The sequence below is a fragment of the Thalassospira sp. MCCC 1A01148 genome, from assembly GCF_001613795.1.
Lineage (GTDB): Bacteria > Pseudomonadota > Alphaproteobacteria > Rhodospirillales > Thalassospiraceae > Thalassospira.
This window is the reverse complement of sequence record NZ_LPVZ01000012.1, coordinates 271,034-291,101: the sequence shown is the minus strand read 5'-3', so window position 1 is coordinate 291,101 and position 20,068 is coordinate 271,034. Positions and strand designations below refer to the sequence as shown.

Annotated in this window: 26 protein-coding genes and 1 tRNA gene; 5 read left to right on the top strand and 22 right to left on the bottom strand. The window is 53.6% G+C overall.

Translation table 11 applies throughout. From position 1 onward, the window contains the following. Positions 1–51 precede the first annotated feature (51 nt). Positions 52–858: a cytochrome c biogenesis protein CcsA gene (ccsA, locus tag AUQ43_RS04270; RefSeq protein WP_062955253.1), complete on the bottom strand. Its 807-nt coding sequence runs from the start codon at positions 856–858 to the stop codon at positions 52–54. 122 nt (positions 859–980) lie between these two features. Between ccsA and AUQ43_RS04265 the strand changes: the two genes are divergently transcribed. Continuing rightward, positions 981–2,180 (top strand): bifunctional 2-C-methyl-D-erythritol 4-phosphate cytidylyltransferase/2-C-methyl-D-erythritol 2,4-cyclodiphosphate synthase, encoded by a 1,200-nt coding sequence (locus AUQ43_RS04265; protein ID WP_062954849.1) that lies wholly within the window; start codon positions 981–983, stop codon positions 2,178–2,180. Between the two features lie 85 nt (positions 2,181–2,265). Here AUQ43_RS04265 and AUQ43_RS04260 read toward each other — a convergent pair whose 3' ends face one another. Together AUQ43_RS04260 and cutA are read right to left on the bottom strand one after the other, a co-directional pair. Further along, positions 2,266–2,829, bottom strand: a complete 564-nt coding sequence (locus tag AUQ43_RS04260; RefSeq protein ID WP_062954848.1) for a septation protein A — start codon at positions 2,827–2,829, stop codon at positions 2,266–2,268. Between the two features lie 62 nt (positions 2,830–2,891). Then, a complete protein-coding gene (cutA, locus tag AUQ43_RS04255) occupies positions 2,892–3,248 on the bottom strand; it encodes a divalent-cation tolerance protein CutA (RefSeq protein WP_062954847.1) in 357 nt (118 codons plus the stop codon). 90 nt (positions 3,249–3,338) lie between these two features. Here cutA and AUQ43_RS04250 point away from each other — a divergent pair, with 90 nt between their 5' ends. Then, a complete protein-coding gene (locus tag AUQ43_RS04250) occupies positions 3,339–3,584 on the top strand; it encodes a hypothetical protein (RefSeq protein ID WP_062954846.1) in 246 nt (81 codons plus the stop codon). A 121-nt stretch (positions 3,585–3,705) separates the two neighbouring features. Beyond that, the gene (locus AUQ43_RS04245; protein WP_062954845.1) at positions 3,706–4,284 is read left to right on the top strand and encodes a histidine phosphatase family protein; all 579 of its coding nucleotides are present in this window, start codon (positions 3,706–3,708) and stop codon (positions 4,282–4,284) included. A 45-nt stretch (positions 4,285–4,329) separates the two neighbouring features. Here the strand turns inward: AUQ43_RS04245 and AUQ43_RS04240 are convergent. From AUQ43_RS04240 to AUQ43_RS04210, 7 genes are all read right to left on the bottom strand, one after another. Then, positions 4,330–4,406: transfer RNA gene (locus AUQ43_RS04240), tRNA-Pro, on the bottom strand. A gap of 68 nt (positions 4,407–4,474) precedes the next feature. Continuing rightward, on the bottom strand, positions 4,475–4,957 hold the full coding sequence (locus AUQ43_RS04235) for a MerR family transcriptional regulator (RefSeq protein WP_062954844.1): 483 nt from the start codon (positions 4,955–4,957) through the stop codon (positions 4,475–4,477). A gap of 11 nt (positions 4,958–4,968) precedes the next feature. After that, the gene (locus AUQ43_RS04230; RefSeq protein WP_008891097.1) at positions 4,969–5,259 is read right to left on the bottom strand and encodes an integration host factor subunit alpha; all 291 of its coding nucleotides are present in this window, start codon (positions 5,257–5,259) and stop codon (positions 4,969–4,971) included. Positions 5,260–5,415: 156 nt separating this feature from the next. Beyond that, positions 5,416–6,387 (bottom strand): beta-ketoacyl-ACP synthase III, encoded by a 972-nt coding sequence (locus AUQ43_RS04225; RefSeq protein ID WP_062954843.1) that lies wholly within the window; start codon positions 6,385–6,387, stop codon positions 5,416–5,418. A gap of 40 nt (positions 6,388–6,427) precedes the next feature. Further along, positions 6,428–7,507: a phosphate acyltransferase PlsX gene (gene plsX, locus AUQ43_RS04220; protein WP_062954842.1), complete on the bottom strand. Its 1,080-nt coding sequence runs from the start codon at positions 7,505–7,507 to the stop codon at positions 6,428–6,430. A 256-nt stretch (positions 7,508–7,763) separates the two neighbouring features. Then, positions 7,764–8,342, bottom strand: a complete 579-nt coding sequence (locus AUQ43_RS04215; RefSeq protein WP_062955251.1) for a DUF177 domain-containing protein — start codon at positions 8,340–8,342, stop codon at positions 7,764–7,766. A 13-nt stretch (positions 8,343–8,355) separates the two neighbouring features. Continuing rightward, a complete protein-coding gene (locus AUQ43_RS04210) occupies positions 8,356–8,907 on the bottom strand; it encodes a ubiquinol-cytochrome C chaperone family protein (RefSeq protein WP_062955252.1) in 552 nt (183 codons plus the stop codon). Positions 8,908–9,072: 165 nt separating this feature from the next. Between AUQ43_RS04210 and AUQ43_RS04205 the strand changes: the two genes are divergently transcribed. Further along, entirely contained in the window at positions 9,073–9,522 is a 450-nt protein-coding gene (locus AUQ43_RS04205) for an outer membrane protein assembly factor BamE (protein WP_062954841.1), read from the top strand. Between the two features lie 29 nt (positions 9,523–9,551). Here the strand turns inward: AUQ43_RS04205 and thiL are convergent, their stop codons facing one another. The 9 genes from thiL to rpiB all read right to left on the bottom strand — a co-directional run bounded on the left by thiL (position 9,552) and on the right by rpiB (position 16,669). Then, on the bottom strand, positions 9,552–10,526 hold the full coding sequence (gene thiL, locus AUQ43_RS04200; protein ID WP_062955250.1) for a thiamine-phosphate kinase: 975 nt from the start codon (positions 10,524–10,526) through the stop codon (positions 9,552–9,554). A gap of 1 nt (position 10,527) precedes the next feature. Then, positions 10,528–11,025: a transcription antitermination factor NusB gene (gene nusB / locus AUQ43_RS04195; protein WP_062954840.1), complete on the bottom strand. Its 498-nt coding sequence runs from the start codon at positions 11,023–11,025 to the stop codon at positions 10,528–10,530. After that, positions 11,025–11,489: a 6,7-dimethyl-8-ribityllumazine synthase gene (gene ribH, locus AUQ43_RS04190; protein WP_062954839.1), complete on the bottom strand. Its 465-nt coding sequence runs from the start codon at positions 11,487–11,489 to the stop codon at positions 11,025–11,027. The genes nusB and ribH overlap by 1 nt, the downstream gene beginning before the upstream one ends. Before the next feature lie 4 nt (positions 11,490–11,493). Continuing rightward, positions 11,494–12,648 (bottom strand): 3,4-dihydroxy-2-butanone-4-phosphate synthase, encoded by a 1,155-nt coding sequence (gene ribB / locus AUQ43_RS04185; RefSeq protein ID WP_062954838.1) that lies wholly within the window; start codon positions 12,646–12,648, stop codon positions 11,494–11,496. A gap of 6 nt (positions 12,649–12,654) precedes the next feature. Beyond that, positions 12,655–13,242: a riboflavin synthase gene (locus tag AUQ43_RS04180; protein WP_062954837.1), complete on the bottom strand. Its 588-nt coding sequence runs from the start codon at positions 13,240–13,242 to the stop codon at positions 12,655–12,657. Positions 13,243–13,246: 4 nt separating this feature from the next. Further along, a complete protein-coding gene (ribD, locus tag AUQ43_RS04175; protein ID WP_062954836.1) occupies positions 13,247–14,368 on the bottom strand; it encodes a bifunctional diaminohydroxyphosphoribosylaminopyrimidine deaminase/5-amino-6-(5-phosphoribosylamino)uracil reductase RibD in 1,122 nt (373 codons plus the stop codon). Then, positions 14,368–14,841: a transcriptional regulator NrdR gene (gene nrdR, locus AUQ43_RS04170; protein WP_008891109.1), complete on the bottom strand. Its 474-nt coding sequence runs from the start codon at positions 14,839–14,841 to the stop codon at positions 14,368–14,370. The genes ribD and nrdR overlap by 1 nt, the downstream gene beginning before the upstream one ends. A 24-nt stretch (positions 14,842–14,865) precedes the next feature. After that, entirely contained in the window at positions 14,866–16,140 is a 1,275-nt protein-coding gene (gene glyA / locus AUQ43_RS04165; RefSeq protein ID WP_062954835.1) for a serine hydroxymethyltransferase, read from the bottom strand. A gap of 85 nt (positions 16,141–16,225) precedes the next feature. Then, positions 16,226–16,669, bottom strand: a complete 444-nt coding sequence (rpiB, locus tag AUQ43_RS04160) for a ribose 5-phosphate isomerase B (RefSeq protein ID WP_062954834.1) — start codon at positions 16,667–16,669, stop codon at positions 16,226–16,228. Between the two features lie 464 nt (positions 16,670–17,133). Here rpiB and AUQ43_RS04150 point away from each other — a divergent pair, with 464 nt between their 5' ends. Next, positions 17,134–17,553: a MucR family transcriptional regulator gene (locus tag AUQ43_RS04150; RefSeq protein WP_062954832.1), complete on the top strand. Its 420-nt coding sequence runs from the start codon at positions 17,134–17,136 to the stop codon at positions 17,551–17,553. Between the two features lie 131 nt (positions 17,554–17,684). Here AUQ43_RS04150 and AUQ43_RS04145 read toward each other — a convergent pair whose 3' ends face one another. The 3 genes from AUQ43_RS04145 to AUQ43_RS04135 form a co-directional block, all read right to left on the bottom strand. After that, on the bottom strand, positions 17,685–17,876 hold the full coding sequence (locus AUQ43_RS04145) for a hypothetical protein (protein ID WP_062954831.1): 192 nt from the start codon (positions 17,874–17,876) through the stop codon (positions 17,685–17,687). A 123-nt stretch (positions 17,877–17,999) separates the two neighbouring features. Next, positions 18,000–18,944 (bottom strand): 3-hydroxyisobutyrate dehydrogenase, encoded by a 945-nt coding sequence (gene mmsB / locus AUQ43_RS04140; RefSeq protein WP_369813466.1) that lies wholly within the window; start codon positions 18,942–18,944, stop codon positions 18,000–18,002. Positions 18,945–18,975: 31 nt separating this feature from the next. After that, on the bottom strand, positions 18,976–20,067 hold the full coding sequence (locus AUQ43_RS04135) for an enoyl-CoA hydratase/isomerase family protein (protein ID WP_062954829.1): 1,092 nt from the start codon (positions 20,065–20,067) through the stop codon (positions 18,976–18,978). Between the last annotated feature and the right edge of the window lies 1 nt (position 20,068).

The following is a 20,068-nucleotide window of genomic DNA, read 5'->3' as shown; positions in this document are numbered from 1 at the left end:
AAAGTGATCGCAAAAATTGGGCAACAGGACTACAAACCAACGGTTTGGGGACTAGCCTACGATATAGCCGGTCACTAAACGAACACCTGGAAATGCCAAGGTGAGAAGCAACCAGGCACCAAGCACGAAACGCACTGCCATTCTGCCGCGCAAGGTTGATCGTTCGTGGATAAAGATCAGAATGCAGATGGTCGCAAAGCCAAGCAAGGTTAGCAGCATCTTGTGGTCAATCTCCCACAGGCTGCGACCTTCGACGTACCGTAATGCAAAACCTGATATAATCCCGATGATCAGCACCCATGCCGACCATTTCAAAAAGCCGACCAACATGTATTCACTGTCACGCAATGGCGGCAATCGTCGGCTCCAACGGGTTGGTTTGCGCTTTTTAAGGGCGTATTCCTGAACCACATAGGCCATCGCGGCAATGGCTGCCAAAGTAACCAGCGCATAGGTGATCAGTGAACTGCCGATATGGGCCCAAAGCCAACCGGAATAGAGTGCAGGCCCATTCACTGTTTCTGGGTCGTTATCACCAATAAGGCGGAAGACTGCGGCTAAAATAGCGAAAAGAAGCAGGTAACCGCCAATGTAGCCTGCCAGCCGCCATACTTGATGGGGGCCTTTGCAAATTACCAGCCCGCCAAAAATCATGATCACGGTCAGTTCCGACCAATGCAACGCCGCTGCAAAACCGCGCGACTGGACTTCCTCGCCGGTAACGCCCAACAAAACCATTGTGCCCAATGCCGCCAGACAAATCGATGCGTATAGCCAAACGTCCCGACGTGGTTCAGCACGCATGATCTGCCCGGTCAGGGGCAACAGGGCAAGGATATGGATATATGCAGCAAGCATCTTGGAACCCATCTTGGTCTTAGGGGCACGAAACGCCCCCGATATTGCATTTGCCGACTTGGCAAAACCCTCACAGAAAGATAGCCTGCGGCACAATTCAGACAAGCCATGGCATTACGTTTATGACCCAAAAAACAGGCATTGTCATCGTTGCTGCCGGCAGCGGTAGCAGATTTGGCGACCCAATACCAAAACAATATCACATGCTTGGCGGCAAAAGCATTCTTGCGCACTGCATTGAATGTTTTGCACGACATACCGATCCCGACCTTATTCAGGTGGTCTACAATCCGGCGCATCAAAGCTGGTATGAAAGCGCAACCGCGTCTTTGGGCGAGAGCATTTCACTGCCCGCGCCGGTGGCGGGTGGCGACACAAGACAGCAATCGGTCCTCAACGGATTGCGCGCACTCGCGATCAAGGCGCCCGATAGTGTGTTGATCCATGATGCAGCACGCCCGGGCATTTCCGATGACGTCATTGATCGGGTCACGACGGCACTTAAGAGCCATTCCGGTGCGATACCGACCCTGCCTGTGGCAGACACCATCAAGCAGACCGACACAAACGGAGTGATTACCCGCACCATTCCCCGTGATAGCCTTAAGCGGGCGCAAACACCGCAAGGGTTTGAATTCAACATCATATTGGCGGCCCACGAGAAATTCGAAGGTCAGGAATTTACCGATGACGCTGCCCTGCTTGAAGCCATCGGGCTGGATGTGATCTGCGTTGCAGGCACCACCAACAATGACAAGATCACCCATCGGGATGATTTTGGTCGCGCGCAAAGCTGGGCGGATTTTGATAACAAGGAAACAGCGCACATGTCGCAAGAAGAATACCGGGCTGGCACTGGATTTGATGTTCACCGGTTTGCCCCGGGTGATCATTGTATCCTGTGCGGAGTTAAAGTCCCCCACACCGCCCGCCTGGAGGGCCACTCCGACGCAGATGTCGGCTTGCACACACTGACCGATGCCATTCTTGGCGCGATCGGCGAAGGCGACATTGGCCAGCACTTCCCGCCAAGTGACATGCAATGGAAAGGTGCTGCGTCCGACATCTTCCTCAAACATGCGGCGGACCTTGTGCGCAAGCGTGACGGACGGATTGTGAATGTCGACGTGACACTGATTTGCGAACGCCCGAAAATCGGGCCGTACACGCCAGCAATGCGTCAAAAGGTTGCCGAAATCCTCGAGATTGATGTCGACCGGGTCAATGTCAAAGCCACCACGACCGAACGGCTCGGCTTTACCGGACGCGAAGAAGGCATTGCGGCACAGGCCGCCGTCAGCATCGCCCTTCCGATCAGCTAGTCAGACCGACCATCAACAAATAACAAGGGCAGGATCATCATCCTGCCCTTTGTTTTTTCAACGTTATCTGGACACCACCGAGGTCCTACGACGCCGCCTCGCCGCCTTCTTCTTCAGGCAGCTGGTGCTTCATCAAAACCGGCACCTGTGCCATGCCAAACACCATGGTGATCGGCATGATCCCCCAGACCTTGAATGCCACCCACGTATCGGTCGAGAAATTCCGCCAGACGATTTCATTGACGACGGCCAGAAACACAAAGAAGAACGCCCAGCGCCAGGTCAGGATGCGCCACCCTTCGTCGGTCGCCTTGAATGCGCTTTCCAGAACCAGCTTCAGGAACAATTTCCCTGCTGCAAGGCCGACAAACAGGATGCTGGCGAACAAAAGGTTCACAATGGTCGGCTTGATCTTGATAAACAGTTCGTCATCAAGATACAGCGTCAAGCCGCCAAACACGATGACAAACACCCCGCCAATCAACGGCATGACCGGAATGGTACGCGCCAGCGCATAAGATGTTGCAAGGGCAACAACCGTCGCAACAACAAAAACAGCGGTTGCCGTCATCAGATTGGTCGTCGCGTTGACGCCGAAAAACAGGATCAACGGCCCCATCTCGAGGGCCATTTTGGTTAGGTGATTCATTAACTCGTATCATCCAAGGACTAAATTTGCGCCATCCTAGGCGCCATGTCTTCCAGATGCAATCACATCAGCCGTGATCTTGATCCCAGCTGGGTTTGCAACCACGAAACATAGTCATGATTCCCCCTTCCCAAAGGCAGCTCCAGGATGCAGGGAACTTCATAGGGATGATGATCCTCGACCCATTGTGCCAGTTCAAAGGCCGTCGTTTTTGATGTTTTCAGAATGACGACGACTTCGCTTTCTTCCTCGACATCGCCATCCCACTCATAGATCGCTGTCATTTGCGGCAATACATTCGCACAGGCCGCCAGCTTCTCGCGGATCGCCCCACCTGCAATCACCCGCGCGATCTCCATGTCAGGCACCGTGATATACAGAAATGACATCTCGCTTGGTTGGAACTCTTCTGGCGTCATTGCGATTGCTCCATGGTTGATTATCCGTCACACTGACCAACATCTAATGTTTGTATCACCAATCATATCATAACGGTGCGGGGAGTACCGATGGCGGGGAAAAAACATTCGAAACCGACAGACGTGCAACTTGAATGGCTACGTCGCGGGCTAAGCCAGCCCGGCGGCAAATTGCCGTTGTTCGATGGCAACGGCAAACAGATCAGCGAGAAAACAGTTCGAAGCTGCATTGATCATGGTTGGGCAGCACCCTGGTTTGACAATCCGGTCAAGCCGGACTGGCTGATCTGCAAATTGACAGATGAAGGGCGTCGTGTCGCCAGCGCGGGCGCCTAATACCGCCATGAACTCCTGCTTTTCGCACACATTGGGATCAAAATCCGCCCCTTTTTGATCCGAAACCCCTGATTTCAGGTATCAGACTCATCTTCCTTCGTACGCGAGATGGGTAAGGATTATGTCGATTTTGCTTCCAAACATACTTCGGATCGCCAGCTTTCTGGCTTTATTGATCCTTTCCACCCTCCCTGTTTCTGCTGCGGAAGACGCATGGCAAATATGGAAGTCTGACGGCGTACATGCCCTGATGCGTCATGCCATCGCGCCCGGGACTGGCGATCCGGCGAATTTTACGCTTGGTGATTGCTCAACCCAACGCAACCTTAATGAAACCGGCCGGGAACAGGCCCGCAACACTGGAAATGTCATACGCAGTAAAGGGATTCTAATCAGCTCTGTAATGACCAGCCAGTGGTGCCGCTGTGTTGATACAGCAAGATTACTTGATGTTGGACCGGTCGCCGAAGAACCCGCACTTAATTCGTTCTTCCGGGACCGAAGCACCGAACCGACGCAAACCCGTAAAATCAAACAGCTACTGGCCGGTCTGGCCGACGGCGAAAAACGATTACTGGTCACCCATCAGGTCAATATTACGGCGCTGACTGGAATTTTTCCGCGATCGGGCGAAATTATTCTGATTCGATTGGCTGACGAAACCGCAGACATAGAAGTTCTCGCCCGGTTGATGCCCTAGCACCGCAGGAAGCGAACAATCAACTAATCATGGAAGAGAGATAATTGGTCGGAGCGAGAGGATTCGAACCTCCGACCCCCTGCACCCCATGCAGGTGCGCTACCAGGCTGCGCCACGCTCCGACCGTAAAGATGCGCCGTTTGGCGCGGCTCGATAAATAGCGGCGCCACGCCAAAGACGCAAATGGTTTTTAAGGATTTTTTTTGGTGTCCTGCAGGCCTGTCCGCAAGATCACCTGAAGTTCTTCAAGTTCGCCCAAAACAGCTTTCAGTGCGGCTTTATCTGAAGCTGAAACACCCGTCTTCATTGGTGCGACATCACTTAGCACCCCGTCCGAAGGACGCGTGTCAGCCTCTTGTCCCGCAACAGCGATCTCGGAAGGCAGCTTGCCCTTATTCTGATCCAGAAGCTTTTGAACGCCTTTGATCGTGAAACCCTGATCGTGCAGAAGGGTTCGAATATGAGCAAGGAAATCAATATCTTCGGGCCGATAGTAACGTCGCCCCCCTGCTCGCTTCATCGGCTGGATCTGCGGGAATTTGGATTCCCAGAACCGCAAAACGTGCTGCTGAAGACCAAGCTCCTTTGCAGCCTCGCTAATTGTACGAAAAGCAGAGTCGGACTTTGCTGTCCGGCGGGAATTCCCCGCCGCAGCCCCCAAGTTCGTTTTCATGAGTCTTTTTCTTAAGCGTTAATGCGGGCTTTCAGGACCTGTGACGGTCGGAAGACAAGCACCTTACGCGGAAGGATCGGCACTTCCTCACCCGTTTTCGGGTTCCGACCGATGCGTTGTCCTTTCTGACGAACCGAGAAACTTCCGAACGAGGAAATTTTCACGACTTCATCCTTGATCAAGGCAGACGAAATTTCATCAAGAACAGTTTCCAGCAGCTGGGCGGACTCGTTCCGCGACAGACCTACTTCTTGGTAAACGGCTTCAGCGAGATCCGCACGGGTAATCGTTGTTTCCGACATGACAGGCCGCCTCCTAATTACGGGACTTAATTTACAAGGCTATATCTGGTAGCGAAATCAGTCAATATCAACAGGATACACTGCTTTTTGACGGAATGTTGTGAAAATTAAGAATTTCACGTGTTTTTGAGCCATTCCGCGCAAGTACGTGCGTGCTTACCAGCGCACCAGCGATGCACCCCATGTGAACCCGCCGCCCATGGCTTCAAGCACGACGATATCACCGCGCTTAACGCGTCCGTCATGAACCGCTTCAGCCAGTGCCAACGGAATTGATGCCGCAGACGTATTGGCATGACGATCGACCGTCACGACCACCTTGTCTTTGGAAATACCAAACTTGCGCGCGGTGCTGTCAAGGATACGCTGGTTGGCCTGATGCGGCACAAGCCAATCAATGTCATTTGGCTCAAGCCCCGTGTCGGCCAGAACCTCGCGGATCACACTGGCGAGGTTGGTCACGGCATGGCGGAAGACTTCCTGACCTTCCATGCGAAGATGACCTACCGTTTGCGTGGCAGACGGCCCACCATCGACATACAGAAGTTCGTATTTGCTGCCATCGGAATGCAGGCGATTGGCAAGAATGCCGACATCTTCCATCGTGCCTTTGCCTTCAACGCCCTGAACAACAACCGCACCGGCACCGTCACCAAACAGCACACAAGTCCGGCGGTCTTCCCAGTCAAGAATACGCGAAAAGGTCTCTGCACCGATGACAAGGGCAGTTTTGGCCTGACCGTTGCGGATATACATATCCGCGGTCGTCAGCGCGTAAATAAAACCGGAACACACGGCCTGTACATCAAAGGCAAAACCTTTGACCCCAAGGCGGTTTTGCACCTTGGTAGCGGTTGCGGGAAACGTATTGTCGGGCGTTGCGGTTGCCACGATGATCAGGTCGATGTCTTCTGACGTGACACCGGCATGCTCCATCGCCTTGTTCGCTGCGGCAAAGGCCAGATCGCTGGTAGTTTCCCCCTCGGCAGCAATATGGCGCTGACGGATACCGGTCCGCGCAACGATCCATTCATCTGACGTGTCGACGCGCTTGGCCAGATCATCATTGGTTACAACGTTTGCAGGTAGATATGAACCGCAACCAATAATGCGAGAACGAATTGTCATGATATGGGAACCGCCGGCTTTCTGTTTTCTGGTGGGTTAATCAGTTGGTTTGACCAACAGGAACGGCAACATCTTCTTGCTCCGCATCTTCAAGGCCGCTCATGGCCTCTTCAAATACGGAAAGTTCATGCTTGATGCTGTCATTGAGGTTATTGACGATCAGGTCGTGACAAACCCCGATGGCATTGGAGAACCCGAGTGCGTCGGTGCCCCCATGGCTTTTGACCGCAATACCGTTCAGCCCAAGCAACATCGCGCCGTTGTAACGGCGCGGATCCATCCGGTCACGGAAACGCTGCAACGAGCGACGGGCAAGAAGATAACCGATCTTGGCAAAGAAAGAACTTTTGAAGGTTTCACGCAGGAAATGCACCAGCAGGCGCGCAGTGCCTTCCGCGGTTTTCAGTGCGACGTTGCCGGTAAAACCGTCGGTCACAATGACATCAACGGTCCCCTTGGCAAGGTCATCCCCCTCGACAAACCCCTCAAATCGGATCGGCAGATCAATTTCGCGCAGGATTGCTGCGGCTTTCTTGACCGATTCATTGCCCTTGAGCTCTTCGATACCAACATTGAGCAACCCGACAGACGGTTTTTCAAGACCGAACAGAATGCGGGTAAATACCTCGCCCATCAGGGCAAACTGCACAAGGTTGTGCTCGTCGCATTCGATATTCGCGCCAAGATCAAGCATGACTGTTTCGCCACGCTGCGTTGGCATATAAGTCGCAATTGCCGGGCGGTCGATCCCGCGAACGGTCTTAAGGACAAACTTGGCCATGGCCATCAATGCACCGGTATTCCCGGCAGAGATCACACCTTGTGCGTCTCCCTCTTTCACAGCATTGATGGCAAGACGCATGCTGGAATCCCGGCGCTGGCGTAGCGCGACGGAAGGTTTGTCTTCCATCGACACTTCCTGGGACGCATGGCGGATTTCGCTGACAGCCTCCAGCGTTGGATACTTGGCCAGCAGCGGTTTGAGCCGCGCTTCATCACCAAACATCAGAAACTTGAGATGGGGCAGCCGCTTGAGCGCAATTTCGGCACCAGCCAAAACCATCTCAGGCGCGTGGTCTCCTCCCATCGCGTCAAGTGATATGCAAACCTGTTCAGGCAACGTATTCTCTTATGGTTGTTCTAAAATCTCTGAACCGGATACCCGGCAGACAAGCCAATTGGGACAAGCCCGTCATCCATAGGCCGGAACGCCCGTAATTACCGGAATTCTCCACCAGATACAAGGTAAAGCCGAGTCAGGCGACCAACAGTACAACAGCTGAAACACAGTCATAATGCCGTTCAAAAGTGAAATGCCGGTAAATACCGGCATATTCATCACGCCTAATCATCAGACGTTCCGGTCCCAATGACCACTATTTTTTCTTTTCAAGCTGCTCTTTAAGACCTGCCAGCTGGGCAAACGGATTAGGTTTGTCGGCGTCAGCCTCTTCTTCGGACTGGATCGATTCCGGCAACTCGGCATCGTCCTTGCGCGGATACGGGTCCATCGCAACGGCCAGAAACTGTGCGACCACTTCACCAAGATCAATCTTGCCATCTACCAGCGGCTCTGGCTGTTCGAGCAACGCCATCAGTTCTTCTTCGGACAGGTTTTCAAGATCATCCGGGTTTGACGGCATGTCATCTTCGGACACATGCGGGGAAAACAGGACTTCCACCGTATCCTCGACCGTTTCCGGCACTGGCTCGAGGGTCGCGACACAGTTTTGGACGATTTCGGCACTCATCGGGCCACGTACTGTGACTTCGCCATTTGACGCTGTCTTGACTTCAAGTTCGGCCCGAAGGCTATTGATGGACACCAGCTCGAACCGTTCAGCAAGGGCGGCGCGCTCTTTTTCATTGGCTTCAACGACAAGTTTCTCTTTGCCACTGACCATCTCTTCGGTTTTGACAATTCGGGAAAACTCGGGAGTAAATTTATCAGACATCAGGTCTTTCTTTCTATTGCGGTTCAGACACGGCGACATCGGGCACTTCGGGGAAATGCACCGCGCCGTTCTGCATTTGCAAAATGGTTTGATTTTCAAGCTTGGCCAGTGCGTCATGCACATAACCAACCATCGCCATCAGTTGTGCGTCACTGGCATCACAATCAGCGTAAAGGTTGCGGTTCAGAGCGGCGGCAAGCTCGGCTGCGCCTGACTGAACACCCTCTTCATAGGCAACAATGCGACCATGATAGGATTCAGACATTTTTCGGATCCGTTTGAGGATGCCGACATCTCCAACCCCCATTTCGCGCATATTCTGGTCAAGGTCGGCAAACATCACATCAAATATGTGCTGGGCAAGATCACGGTCGCCATCGTCGGCCTTAAGACGGCGAAACAGAATGAAGGCATGAACGAGGATAAGGTCAAAACGACCTTCCAACGTATCGGGCACACCCAGCTTTGCATAAAAGTCTGGCTGACGCGCCTGGGTTACCATTGCCGTGTAAAGTTCGAACGCAGCAGTTTGCTTGCGGTCCTTTTTCTTTAGCCATCCAAACAACAGTAACACTCCTTCGTTGACATTCCTGTCATGGCACGCAGAATGCCGTAAATCTCATTGGGGCATGTCTGCCCCATTCATTGCCCGGCAATATCATGCGCCTCGCGCAGAAACTCAAGGCAATTCCGGTTTGGCTTCAACAAGAGGGTCGCTCAGGTGAGCTTCATGCATAACAAAACTACCCGCATTCCCCTGATCATGCTGGCAGGACTGGCCGTTGCCTTTGTCGCTGCCTGCAGCCCCAGAATTGCGACCCGCGGTAACGCGCCGGAACCAGAACAGCTTGAACAGATCTCTGTCGGAGAATCGACCAAGGGTGATGTCACCAACATTCTGGGTTCGCCGTCCTCGGTTGCGGCCTTTGACGAAAATGTCTGGCTTTACATCTCAAGCGTGACCGAAACCGTCGCCTTCTTCGAACCTGAAACAGTCAAACAAAAGGTTATCCTGATCAGTTTTGATGCGGCCAACCGCGTCGAAATCCTCAGCGAATATGACCTTGAGGACGGCAAACCGGTCATCCCGACAGACCGTGTGACGCCGACCGCCGGTCGTGAAATCACGATTCTGCAACAGCTGTTTGGCAACCTCGGCCGGTTCAGCGAAGGGCAATAAGCCCGTTGAACCCGGCAACATCCTTGCCGTTATTTAAAATGGTCGAACCCGCTATCTGCGAGTTCGGCCATTTTGCCATCTACCCCGACCAGTGACACAGTGCCGACCTCGTCGGTCACGCCACCGATGACGGTTACCATATCGCCAAGTGCGGCAATATCGTCCGGCGATCCGGCAATCAGCAGCTCATAATCGTCACCACCAGCAAGAACGCGCTCCCACTGGCTTTCATCAACATCCACGATGCTCTTTGCTGCATCAGAAAGCGGGATTGCATCGCGATTGATGACAAGCCCGACATTTGACGCAGCACAGATTTTGCGGCAATCACCCGCCAATCCATCAGAGACATCCATTGCTGCCAAGCGGATATTTGCCGCGGCACAAACCGCGCTTTCATCAAGACGCGGCTTTGGCAACAAGTATCGGTCTTGCAGATACGCTGCCAAGTCCTTGTCCAGATCAGGGAATTCATCATTCAAAACCGCCAGCCCCAAGGCCGCGTCCCCCAGGGTGCCGGTCACAGCCAGAACATCCCCCGGCTTTGCCATATCACGTCGCAGCGCACGTCCCGCCGGGACATAGCCAAATGCGGTCAGGCTGAAAAATGTCGGCCCCGGGGTCACAACGGTATCACCACCCCAAAGCGATACGCCAAACGATTTGCAGTCTTGGCCAAAGCCCTTGGCAAACTGTTCGACCCATTCATCGGACAGGTCACGATTGTAGCCCGCACTCAGAACCACGCCGCCCGGTTTGGCGCCCATTGCCGCCAAATCAGACAGGTTTACGCGCAGAACCTTCTTTGCGATCAGATCGGGATCATCAATGCTTCGGAAGTGGACGTCCGCCACCAGCGCATCAGTTGTCACAACAACCTCATGCCCGGCAGGCGGAGAAAACACAGCCGCATCATCCTGCAAGGACAATGCGGCTGGATCACTTTGCGCGATGGGCGCAAAATGGCGCGCGATCAGTTCAAATTCGCCGGATCGCGCTGCCATATCAATGTTGTCCGGCTTCACCGGGACGCAGGGTCTTCCCGATCCGGTCAAGTACGGCATTGACCAACTTTGGTTCGTTCTCATCAAAGAACGAATGTGCCGCATCGACATATTCCGTAATCACGACCCGCATCGGCACGTCTTCGCGCGCGATCAGCTCATAAGTGCCCGCACGCAAAATGCTGCGCAGAACCGTTTCAAGACGCTGCGTGGTCCAGCCTTTTTCAAGGGCACCATTAATCATCGCGTCAATATCAACCATCCGCGCGGCAACACCTTGCACCAGATCGGCAAAGAAACCGCGATCCGGATCAATCAGGTCTTCGTTGGGGACTTCGATATCGCGACCACCCGTCCCATCAAGGCGGAAATCGGAATATTCGCGCACAATATCAGCAGCTGACAGTTGCGACAGCTCTGCCTGATAAAGCGCCTGAATAGCGGCAAAACGCGCCGCGCTGCGCCGCTGTGCGGCTGATGCCTTTGGTTTATCGGTCATTACTTGTGATGTATTCCAAAATGGTTTTGAACTTCAATCTGACGCAGAACAGCCTTGGCAGCCTCGCCACCCTTGTTCTTTTCGTCAGCTTTGGCGCGTGCAAGTGCCTGTGCTTCATTCTCGACGGTCAGGATGCCATTGCCGATCGCCAGTTTATATTCAAGGCAAAGCTGCATCAGCGCCCGATTGGCTTCTTCGCAAATGTGATCATAGTGCGTGGTTTCGCCGCGAATTACGCAGCCCAACGCAAGATAACCATCATAGCGCGGACCGGTTGCCAGCTCTTCCATCGACTGTACAGCATACCGGATGGTGATTGGCACCTCAAACGCACCCGAAACCGAAATGCGGTCCCACGTTGCGCCACCAGCTTCAAGCGTCGATGCGGCCCCTTTAACAAGGTCCTCGACGATATGTGTGTAATAAGGCGCATCCACAATCAGAATGTGGGGGGCGTTGCTCATGATTTTATTCCTCCGAGACGACAAGCGGACGCTGATCAACCAGATTTAGACCGAAGCCGTCAAGTCCTACAATGTGGCGTTTGGTATTTGAAAGCAGAATCATGTCGCGAATGCCAAGATCATGCAAGATTTGCGCACCGACGCCGTAATCACGCAAATCGCCATCGCCGTTCTCGTCTGCCAGTTCCTGACGCAGGGCATCGCCATCGCCGCCATTCAGTTCAATCAGTTTGGCAATTGACGATGACAGGGTATTGGGCCGGGGTTCGCGAATAAGAACGACGACGCCACGGCCCTCCTCGCCAATCTGGCGCATGGCAGCCGCAAGCTGCCCCTGATGTTCGGTTTGAGTATCACCCAGAACATCTTCGATGACATTCAGTGCATGCACCCGCGTCAGCACAGGTGCGTCATCGGAAATATCGCCTTTGACCAGCGCGATATGTTCTGCATACGTGACGTTGTTGACATAAAGATGCATGTCAAACTGGCCACCATTCACACTTTTGATCTTCGTTGTCGCTTTACGCTGGACGACCTTTTCATGCTTGCGACGATAGCGGATCAAATCGGCAATCTGCGCGATTTTAAGATCATGCTTCTTGGCAAATTCAACGAGCTCCGGCAGGCGCGCCATTTCACCCGAATCACTCATGATCTCGCAAATAACGCCAGACGGGTTCAATCCGGCAAGACGTGCGATATCCACCGATGCTTCGGTGTGGCCGGCACGGACAAGCACCCCGCCCGGACGGGCACGCAGCGGAAAGACATGACCCGGTGTTACGATGTCGTGGCGTCCGGCATTGGGATCAATCGCAACCGCCACCGTGCGCGCACGATCCGGCGCCGAAATCCCGGTGGTAACGCCGGTCTTGGCTTCGATCGAGACGGTAAAGGCCGTTTCATGGCGGGTGCCGTTATGGGCGCTCATCATTGTCAGACCAAGTTCGTCGCAGCGCTCGGACTCAAGCGTCAGGCAAATCAGGCCGCGGCCATGGGTCGCCATGAAATTGATCGCATCCGGGGTTGCCATCTGGCCCGGAATGACCAGATCGCCCTCGTTTTCGCGGTCCTCGTCATCAACCAGAATAAACATCCGACCATTGCGGGCTTCTTCAATGACATCTTCGATCGGCGAAAGGTAATTGTGCGGCATTATTTATCAATCCTTGCCCAGCATACGCGCGACATAGCGTGCCAGCATGTCGATTTCGAAGTTGATCCGGTCGCCCGGCTGTTTCGAACCCAATGTGGTTTCGGTTTGGGTATGAGGTATCAGATTGATACCAAACGTGTTCCCGTCAACCTCATTGACGGTCAATGAGACACCTTCAAGCGTGACCGATCCTTTGGATGCGATATATTTCGCGAATTCATCCGGCACTTCGAATGTCAGGCGCAAAGAGTCCCCCTCGGGCACGCGTTTGGTCAGTATAGCGACACCATCGACATGTCCCGAGACGATATGCCCACCCAGCTCATCACCCACGCGGGTTGCTTGCTCAAGATTGACCTTGGACCCGACAGAAAGATCACCAAGCGTCGTGCGTGACAGGCTTTCTGCCGACGCTTCGATCGCAAACCAGTCATCGCCTGTTTCAACCACGGTCATGCAGGCACCGTTGCATGCGATTGACGCCCCCAGAACAATCTTCGACGTATCAAAGGATGTCGTAAACTCGAATCTGGTGTCGCCTGTCTTCTTAATTGCACGAACCGTTGCGATGTCGGTGATGATGCCAGTAAACATTCATTTATTCCGTTATTTTATCGTAAGTTACCGCAATATCCTGACCCATCTTCTGAGTCGAAGTGCGTTCGAAATGCGGTGCCTCAGCAAGCTTGTTCAGGCCAAGTTCCGCAATCATCGCCTTGCCATCGCCACCGATCAAAGATGGCGCGACGAAATGAATAATGCGGTCAACAAGACCGGCCCTGATCAAACCAGCAGCAAGGTTGCCGCCGCTTTCAACAAGAACACGTGTCAGACCTTTGTCTGCCAACTTGCGCATGACGTCATGTAGGTCCAGATGATCGTCTGCGCATCCCGCAGCAATCACTTTTAGCGAAGTTTTTGCAAATTTTTCCGATAGTTCGGCGAAATTCTGCTCTGTCGTCACCAACCATGTCGGCACGTCAATTGCTGTCTGAACAAGATTTGCTGCAACCGGCACGTCGCCTGTCCGGTCCAGAATGACACGCACCGGGGATTGATACTCTCGCCCGGCAAGGCGACAGGTCAAACTCGGATCATCAGCAATAACGGTTTTGGCCCCAACCAGAATGGCATCATGGTTGGCACGCAAAACATGGCCAGCTTCGCGTGCCGCCGGGCCGGTAATCCACTGGCTTTCACCATTCGCGGTAGCGGATCGCGCATCAAGCGTTGATGCCAGTTTAAGGGTGACAAACGGACGGGAACGCTCAGCCTTGGACAGGAATCCTTCATTCACATGGCGGGCCTCGTCGGTATAAAGCCCGACATCAACCTGAATACCCGCATCACGCAGCATTTTGTGCCCCCTGCCCGATACACGCGGATCAGGATCAGTCAGTGCGCTCACAACGCGCGACACCCCTGCTTCGATAAGACCGGTTGCACAGGGCAGCGTTTTGCCAACATGGCTGCAGGGTTCAAGGGTGACATAGGCGGTGGCCCCACGGGCCCGATCACCGGCGATATCAAGGGCAACCCGTTCGGCATGCGGGCGACCGCCAGGTTGCGTGTGACCGCGCCCGACGATGATCCCATCGGAAGAAACAAGGACACAGCCAACCGACGGGTTCGGCCAGACATTTCCCAAACCGCGTTTTGACAGGCTCAATGCGACCCGCATGAAATGCCGGTCGTCTTCGCTAAACGCGGGGGCTGTCATTACTCTGCGTCCGCCTCTTCTTCCCCATCATGCATTTTTTCGACGAATTGTTCAAAATCGCGTGCTTCACGGAAATTCTTGTACACCGAAGCGTAGCGTACATACGCCACCTGATCGAGGGCGTTAAGCGCCTCCATCACCATTTCGCCAATGGTATCGGTGGAAATGTCGCTTTCGCCACTGCTTTCAAGACGGCGTTGAATACCGTTCAGGGCCTTTTCAACGCGTTCGTCTTCAATCGGGCGCTTGCGACAGGCAAGGAAGATTGACCGCGCCAGCTTGTCGCGGTCGAACAATTCGCGTTGCCCGTCTGTTTTCACAACCATCAACTCACGCAGCTGCACACGTTCGAATGTCGTGAAGCGTGAACCACAGGCAGGACAGAACCGGCGACGGCGAATGGCATGATGCTCTTCGGTCGGACGGGAGTCCTTAACCTGGGTATCGGTATGTCCGCAAAACGGGCAACGCATATTTTTATCTAAGCCTCAAATCGATCAGGAATAGATCGGGAAACGCTTGCAGAGGTCTTCAACCTTCGCACGGACGGCGGCTTCCACTTCGGCATTGCCTTCCGGGCTATCGACCATGGCATCCAGAACGTCACCGATCAGTTCACCAATCTGCTGGAATTCGGCAACACCGAAACCACGCGTGGTACCAGCCGGCGTACCAAGACGCACGCCAGACGTAATGGTCGGCTTTTCGGTGTCAAACGGAATACCGTTTTTGTTACACGTGATGCCTGCGCGTTCCAGTGCGACTTCTGCCGTGTTGCCTTTGAGGCCCTTCGGACGCAGGTCAACCAGCATAAGGTGCGTATCGGTACCGCCGGTCACGATATCAAAGCCGCGTTTGACGAGGACTTCGGCCAGCGCCTTGGCGTTATCAACGACCTGCTGTGCGTATTCCTTGAATTCCGGACGCAGTGCTTCACCAAAGGCAACAGCCTTGGCTGCAATCACATGCATCAGCGGACCACCCTGCAAACCCGGGAAGACCGCCGAATTGATCTTTTTGCCGATATCAAGGTTGTTCGACAGGATCATGCCGCCGCGCGGACCGCGAAGGGTTTTGTGCGTGGTGGTGGTAACAACATCGGCATAAGGAAGCGGGCTCGGATGAACGCCACCGGCAACCAGGCCAGCGAAGTGCGCCATATCAACCATCAACAGCGCGCCCACCTTGTCAGCGATTTCACGGAAACGCTTGAAGTCGATCTGACGCGGAATGGCCGAACCACCGGCAATGATCAGCGCCGGCTTGTGTTCAACAGCAAGGGCTTCGACCTGATCGTAATCAAGGGTCAGGTCATCTTCACGAACGCCATATTGAACCGCGTTGAACCACTTGCCCGACAGGGCCGGACGCGCACCGTGCGTCAGGTGACCACCAGCATCAAGCGACATACCCAGAATGGTATCGCCCGGCTTGCAAAGGGCCAGCATTACCGCACCGTTTGCCTGGGCGCCGGAATGGGGCTGAACGTTGACAAATTCGCAGCCGAAGATTTCCTTGGCGCGGTCAATTGCCAGCTGTTCAGCAACGTCAACATACTCGCAACCACCGTAATAACGGCGCGAAGGATAACCTTCGGCGTATTTGTTGGTCAGGACAGTGCCCTGTGCGTCGATAACTGCTTTGGAAACGATGTTTTCCGAAGCAATCATTTCGATCTGGTTCTGCTGACGATCAAGTTCGTCGGTAACAGATTTGAACAGTGCCGGATCAGCTTCGGACAAGCTGGTGGTGAAAAAGCCTTTGAACGACATGCGGGGGCCTCTTTCGATGAGATGTGACGGGGAGCGACCCTTGGGGCCGCCTGCCCGTTCCGGTTGATGCCAGATGGCGATAAAATCAGACGGAGCAGGACATTTTTGCAACGCGACCTTCGTGGCGACCGCCTTCAAATTCGGTCGACAAGAACGCATCCACGCAATCCATTGCCGTGGCTTCGCCAATAAGGCGCGCACCAAGGCACAGGACATTTGCGTTATTATGTTGACGGCAAAGTTCAGTCGAAAGACGATCATGAACCAGTGCCGCCCGGATTTCCGGATAACGGTTGGCAGCCATGCTCATGCCGATGCCCGACCCACAGACAAGAATGCCTGCCTCGGCCTTGCCATCGATAATGGTTTTGGCAACCGCTTGTGCGAAGTCCGGATAATCCACGGACGCCGTTCCATCTGTACCAAGATCAAGCACGTCAATTCCGCGCTTTTTCAGGGCATCAGAGATTGCTGATTTCAACTCAACACCACCGTGATCGGAAGCAATGGCAAGGGTCTTGACGGTCATAGGTGTGCCTTCATCCCAAAGCAGAAGATTAAAATTGAGCGCCTTGTAGCATATAGCGTCGAACCTGCCAACGCGCAGCTCACCCAAATCAGCAAGTTTTCCAAACAGAACGGGCGCAGTAAAACCGGCTTGATTCAGACGCTCCACTTACTGAACACATATGTCGGTTTTATCGCCGTCAACAAGGTCAACTGGGGTATCAGAATGGTAATATCGCCGTACAGAACGATCCTGCCATTTAAACAGTAGCATTGCGCAATCGGACAGGTTGCATTTACATGCGGACCTAAAATCAATGAGCGTGAAATGACGAAGTATAAAAATTTTCTCTTAATACAGCTGATAGTTATTTGAATACAGGTATTGAACAACAATTCTTCTTGTGTTTTTCTGTTGTTTGACTATATCGGAAGAATACAGAATTAATTTTAATCTGATTTACCGAATGAAGGATTACTTCAATTATGGCTGAAACCGAGAACAGCGTGCTTGACCGCGACGAACTTTTACAGATGACCGTCGACATTGTGTCTGCGTATGTCAGCAACAATGCCCTTGCTGCGGCACAGATTCCGGAACTGATTTCAACCGTCTTTGCTTCTCTTGATGAAATACACGAAGTGGACAAAGAACCGGAACAGGAACCGTTGAAACCGGCTGTCCCGATCAAGAAATCCATTGGTGACGACTTTATCGTCTGCCTTGAAGATGGCAAAAAGCTGAAAATGCTCAAACGCCATCTGCGGACGACCTACAACCTTACTCCGGACGAATATCGCGCGAAATGGGGGCTGCCATCCGATTACCCGATGGTTGCCCCGAACTACGCCAAACAGCGTTCGCAGTTCGCCAAGAAAATCGGTCTGGGTCGCAAGGCGAAATAACGCCCTGCCCAAGCAAAACCGATTACAGAAAACGCCGCCCAATTCCCGGGCGGCGTTTTTCTTTGCTTAATCCAAATTCAGGCCAGATCGCGCAATACATGATGACTGCAAACGGAACTGAACGGAAAAGATCACTTCTTGTTGAGGACATATTCAAGTTTTTGGGCCGCAACACGCTTTAGCTGTTCGGGATTGCGGCTGATTGGTCCGGCCACCGTCACTTCGACACCGGTCTTTCCATCAATCGCTGTGCACCGCAAATAGGTACCCACCTTGCGCAGTTCAAAATAGATTTCGTTCGACGTGTTATAGCGTGTGGCCATTGCTGCACTGATCTTGTCAAAATACGGATGATGCTATTGTGCCGCCATTTTCCAACAACGCAACATATAACAAAACGGGCCCGGCAAACCGGACCCGCTTCCTTGACCTGTACAGAGGACTATTTATTTCTCGCCATCCAGCATTTTTACAATGGCCGAGAAATCCATGCCGCCATTTCCGCCATTGGAATAAAGCGCATAAAGGCTTTCGGCGAGTGCCCCCATCGGCGTCGTCGCGCCAGCAGATGCCGATGCCTGCTGTGCCAGCTTGAGGTCCTTGAGCATCATATCAACCGCAAAGCCCGGCTGGTAATCCCGATTGGCCGGTGATGCCGGGACAGGACCGGGAACCGGGCAATAGCTTGTCAGCGCCCAACACTGACCCGATGCCTTGGATGAAACCTCAAACAGCTTCTGCGCATCAAGACCAAGACGCTTGGCAAGCATGAAGGCCTCCGAAACAGCAATCATGCTGACACCGAGAACCATGTTATTGCAAATCTTTGCCGCCTGCCCGGCACCGCTGTCCCCTGCATGAATGATGTTACTGCCCATACCAGCCAGAATGGGTTCGGCACTGGCAAAATCGGCTTCCGCCCCACCAACCATGAATGTCAGGGTTCCAGCGGCCGCACCGGCTGTTCCGCCCGAAATCGGCGCATCGACCACGCCAAGGCCGGCAGCGCGGGCCAGATCAGATGCCTTGCGCGCCGAGTCCACATCAATTGTCGAACTGTCGATCAGAACAGTACCTGGCTTGGCATGCGCAATGACACCATCGGGTCCGTCATAAACAGCAAGGACATGTTTACCCGCTGGCAGAACGGTAACAACATACTCAACATTGCTGGCCGCATCAGCGACCGATGACGCCTTGGTTGCACCGGCATCCTCTGCTTTTGCAACCGCATCCGCCGAAAGATCGAAAACCTTCACCGCGTGCCCCGCCTTGACCAGGTTGGCCGCCATCGGGCCACCCATATTGCCCAGACCAATAAAACCGATATTTGCCATTTGAAGTCTCCTCTGACACCCGAACCGGGCGTTTTGTTCTGATTTTGTATTCATCTGACGGAATGATATTCCCGTCGTTTCTGTTTTAAAGATTCAGTTCTTTGTCTTCTGGCAGCATTTCAAAGTATTCCGCTACTTCACGCGGATCGACCTGGCCAACATCTCCATGTTGCCATTTCGGCGCATGATCCTTGTCGATAATCACTGCCCTGACGCCTTCAAACAGGTCCGGCTTGCAAACCATGCGCTGCGCCAAGCGGTATTCCATGTTCAGGACCTCTGCCAGCGACATGTCTGCACCTTGAAGGATCTGCTCGAAGCTGACGCAAAGTGCTGTGGGCGATTTGCCATTTAATGTCTCAAGGGTTTCTGTCCCAAACGCGCTATTGGCATCTTGCAGGGATTCGAAAATCGCCGCGACACTGTCGCCAGCAAAGCAATGGTCGATCTCGCTGCGAATTTCTGAAAGTGGCGCTGAGCCGAACGGTGCTTCATGCTTATTAAGGATGTCCTCGACGATGGCGAAATCATCTCCGTCCCACGTCGCGTTGGCCAGCGCATTCTTGATCGCATCAAGCTTTGCACTTTCCGCGCCATGTGTCGCCAGCCCGGCATAAAGACAATCGGCAGCCTTGACCCTTGCACCTGTCAGGCCAAGATACATCCCGACTTTGCCGGGACAACGCGGCAGGAAATATCCCCCGCCAACATCGGGGAAGAAGCCAATGCCGGTCTCGGGCATGGCAAACAAGGTACGCTCGGTCACAACGCGGAACCGGCCGTGGACCGAAACCCCGACACCACCACCCATCGTGATCCCGTCCATCAGTGCAATGTATGGCTTTGGATAGGTCGCGATATAGTGGTTCAGGTGATATTCGCGACGATAAAACGCGTCGAGCATTTCGTCGTTGTCAACCTGACGTGCATCATAAAGGCCACGGATATCTCCACCGGCACAAAATGCCTTTTCACCTGCCCCCTCAACAACGACGACCTTGACCGTTTCATCCTGTTCCCAGGATTTAAGCTGCGCCATCATCATATCGACCATCACAAGATCAAGCGCATTCAGCGCCTTGGGGCGGTTCAGAACGATGCGCCCAACCGGGCCATCCTGCGAAAACAGAATGGGTGTTTCAGCGGTATTGTCAGATGTATTTGAAACAGTACTCATA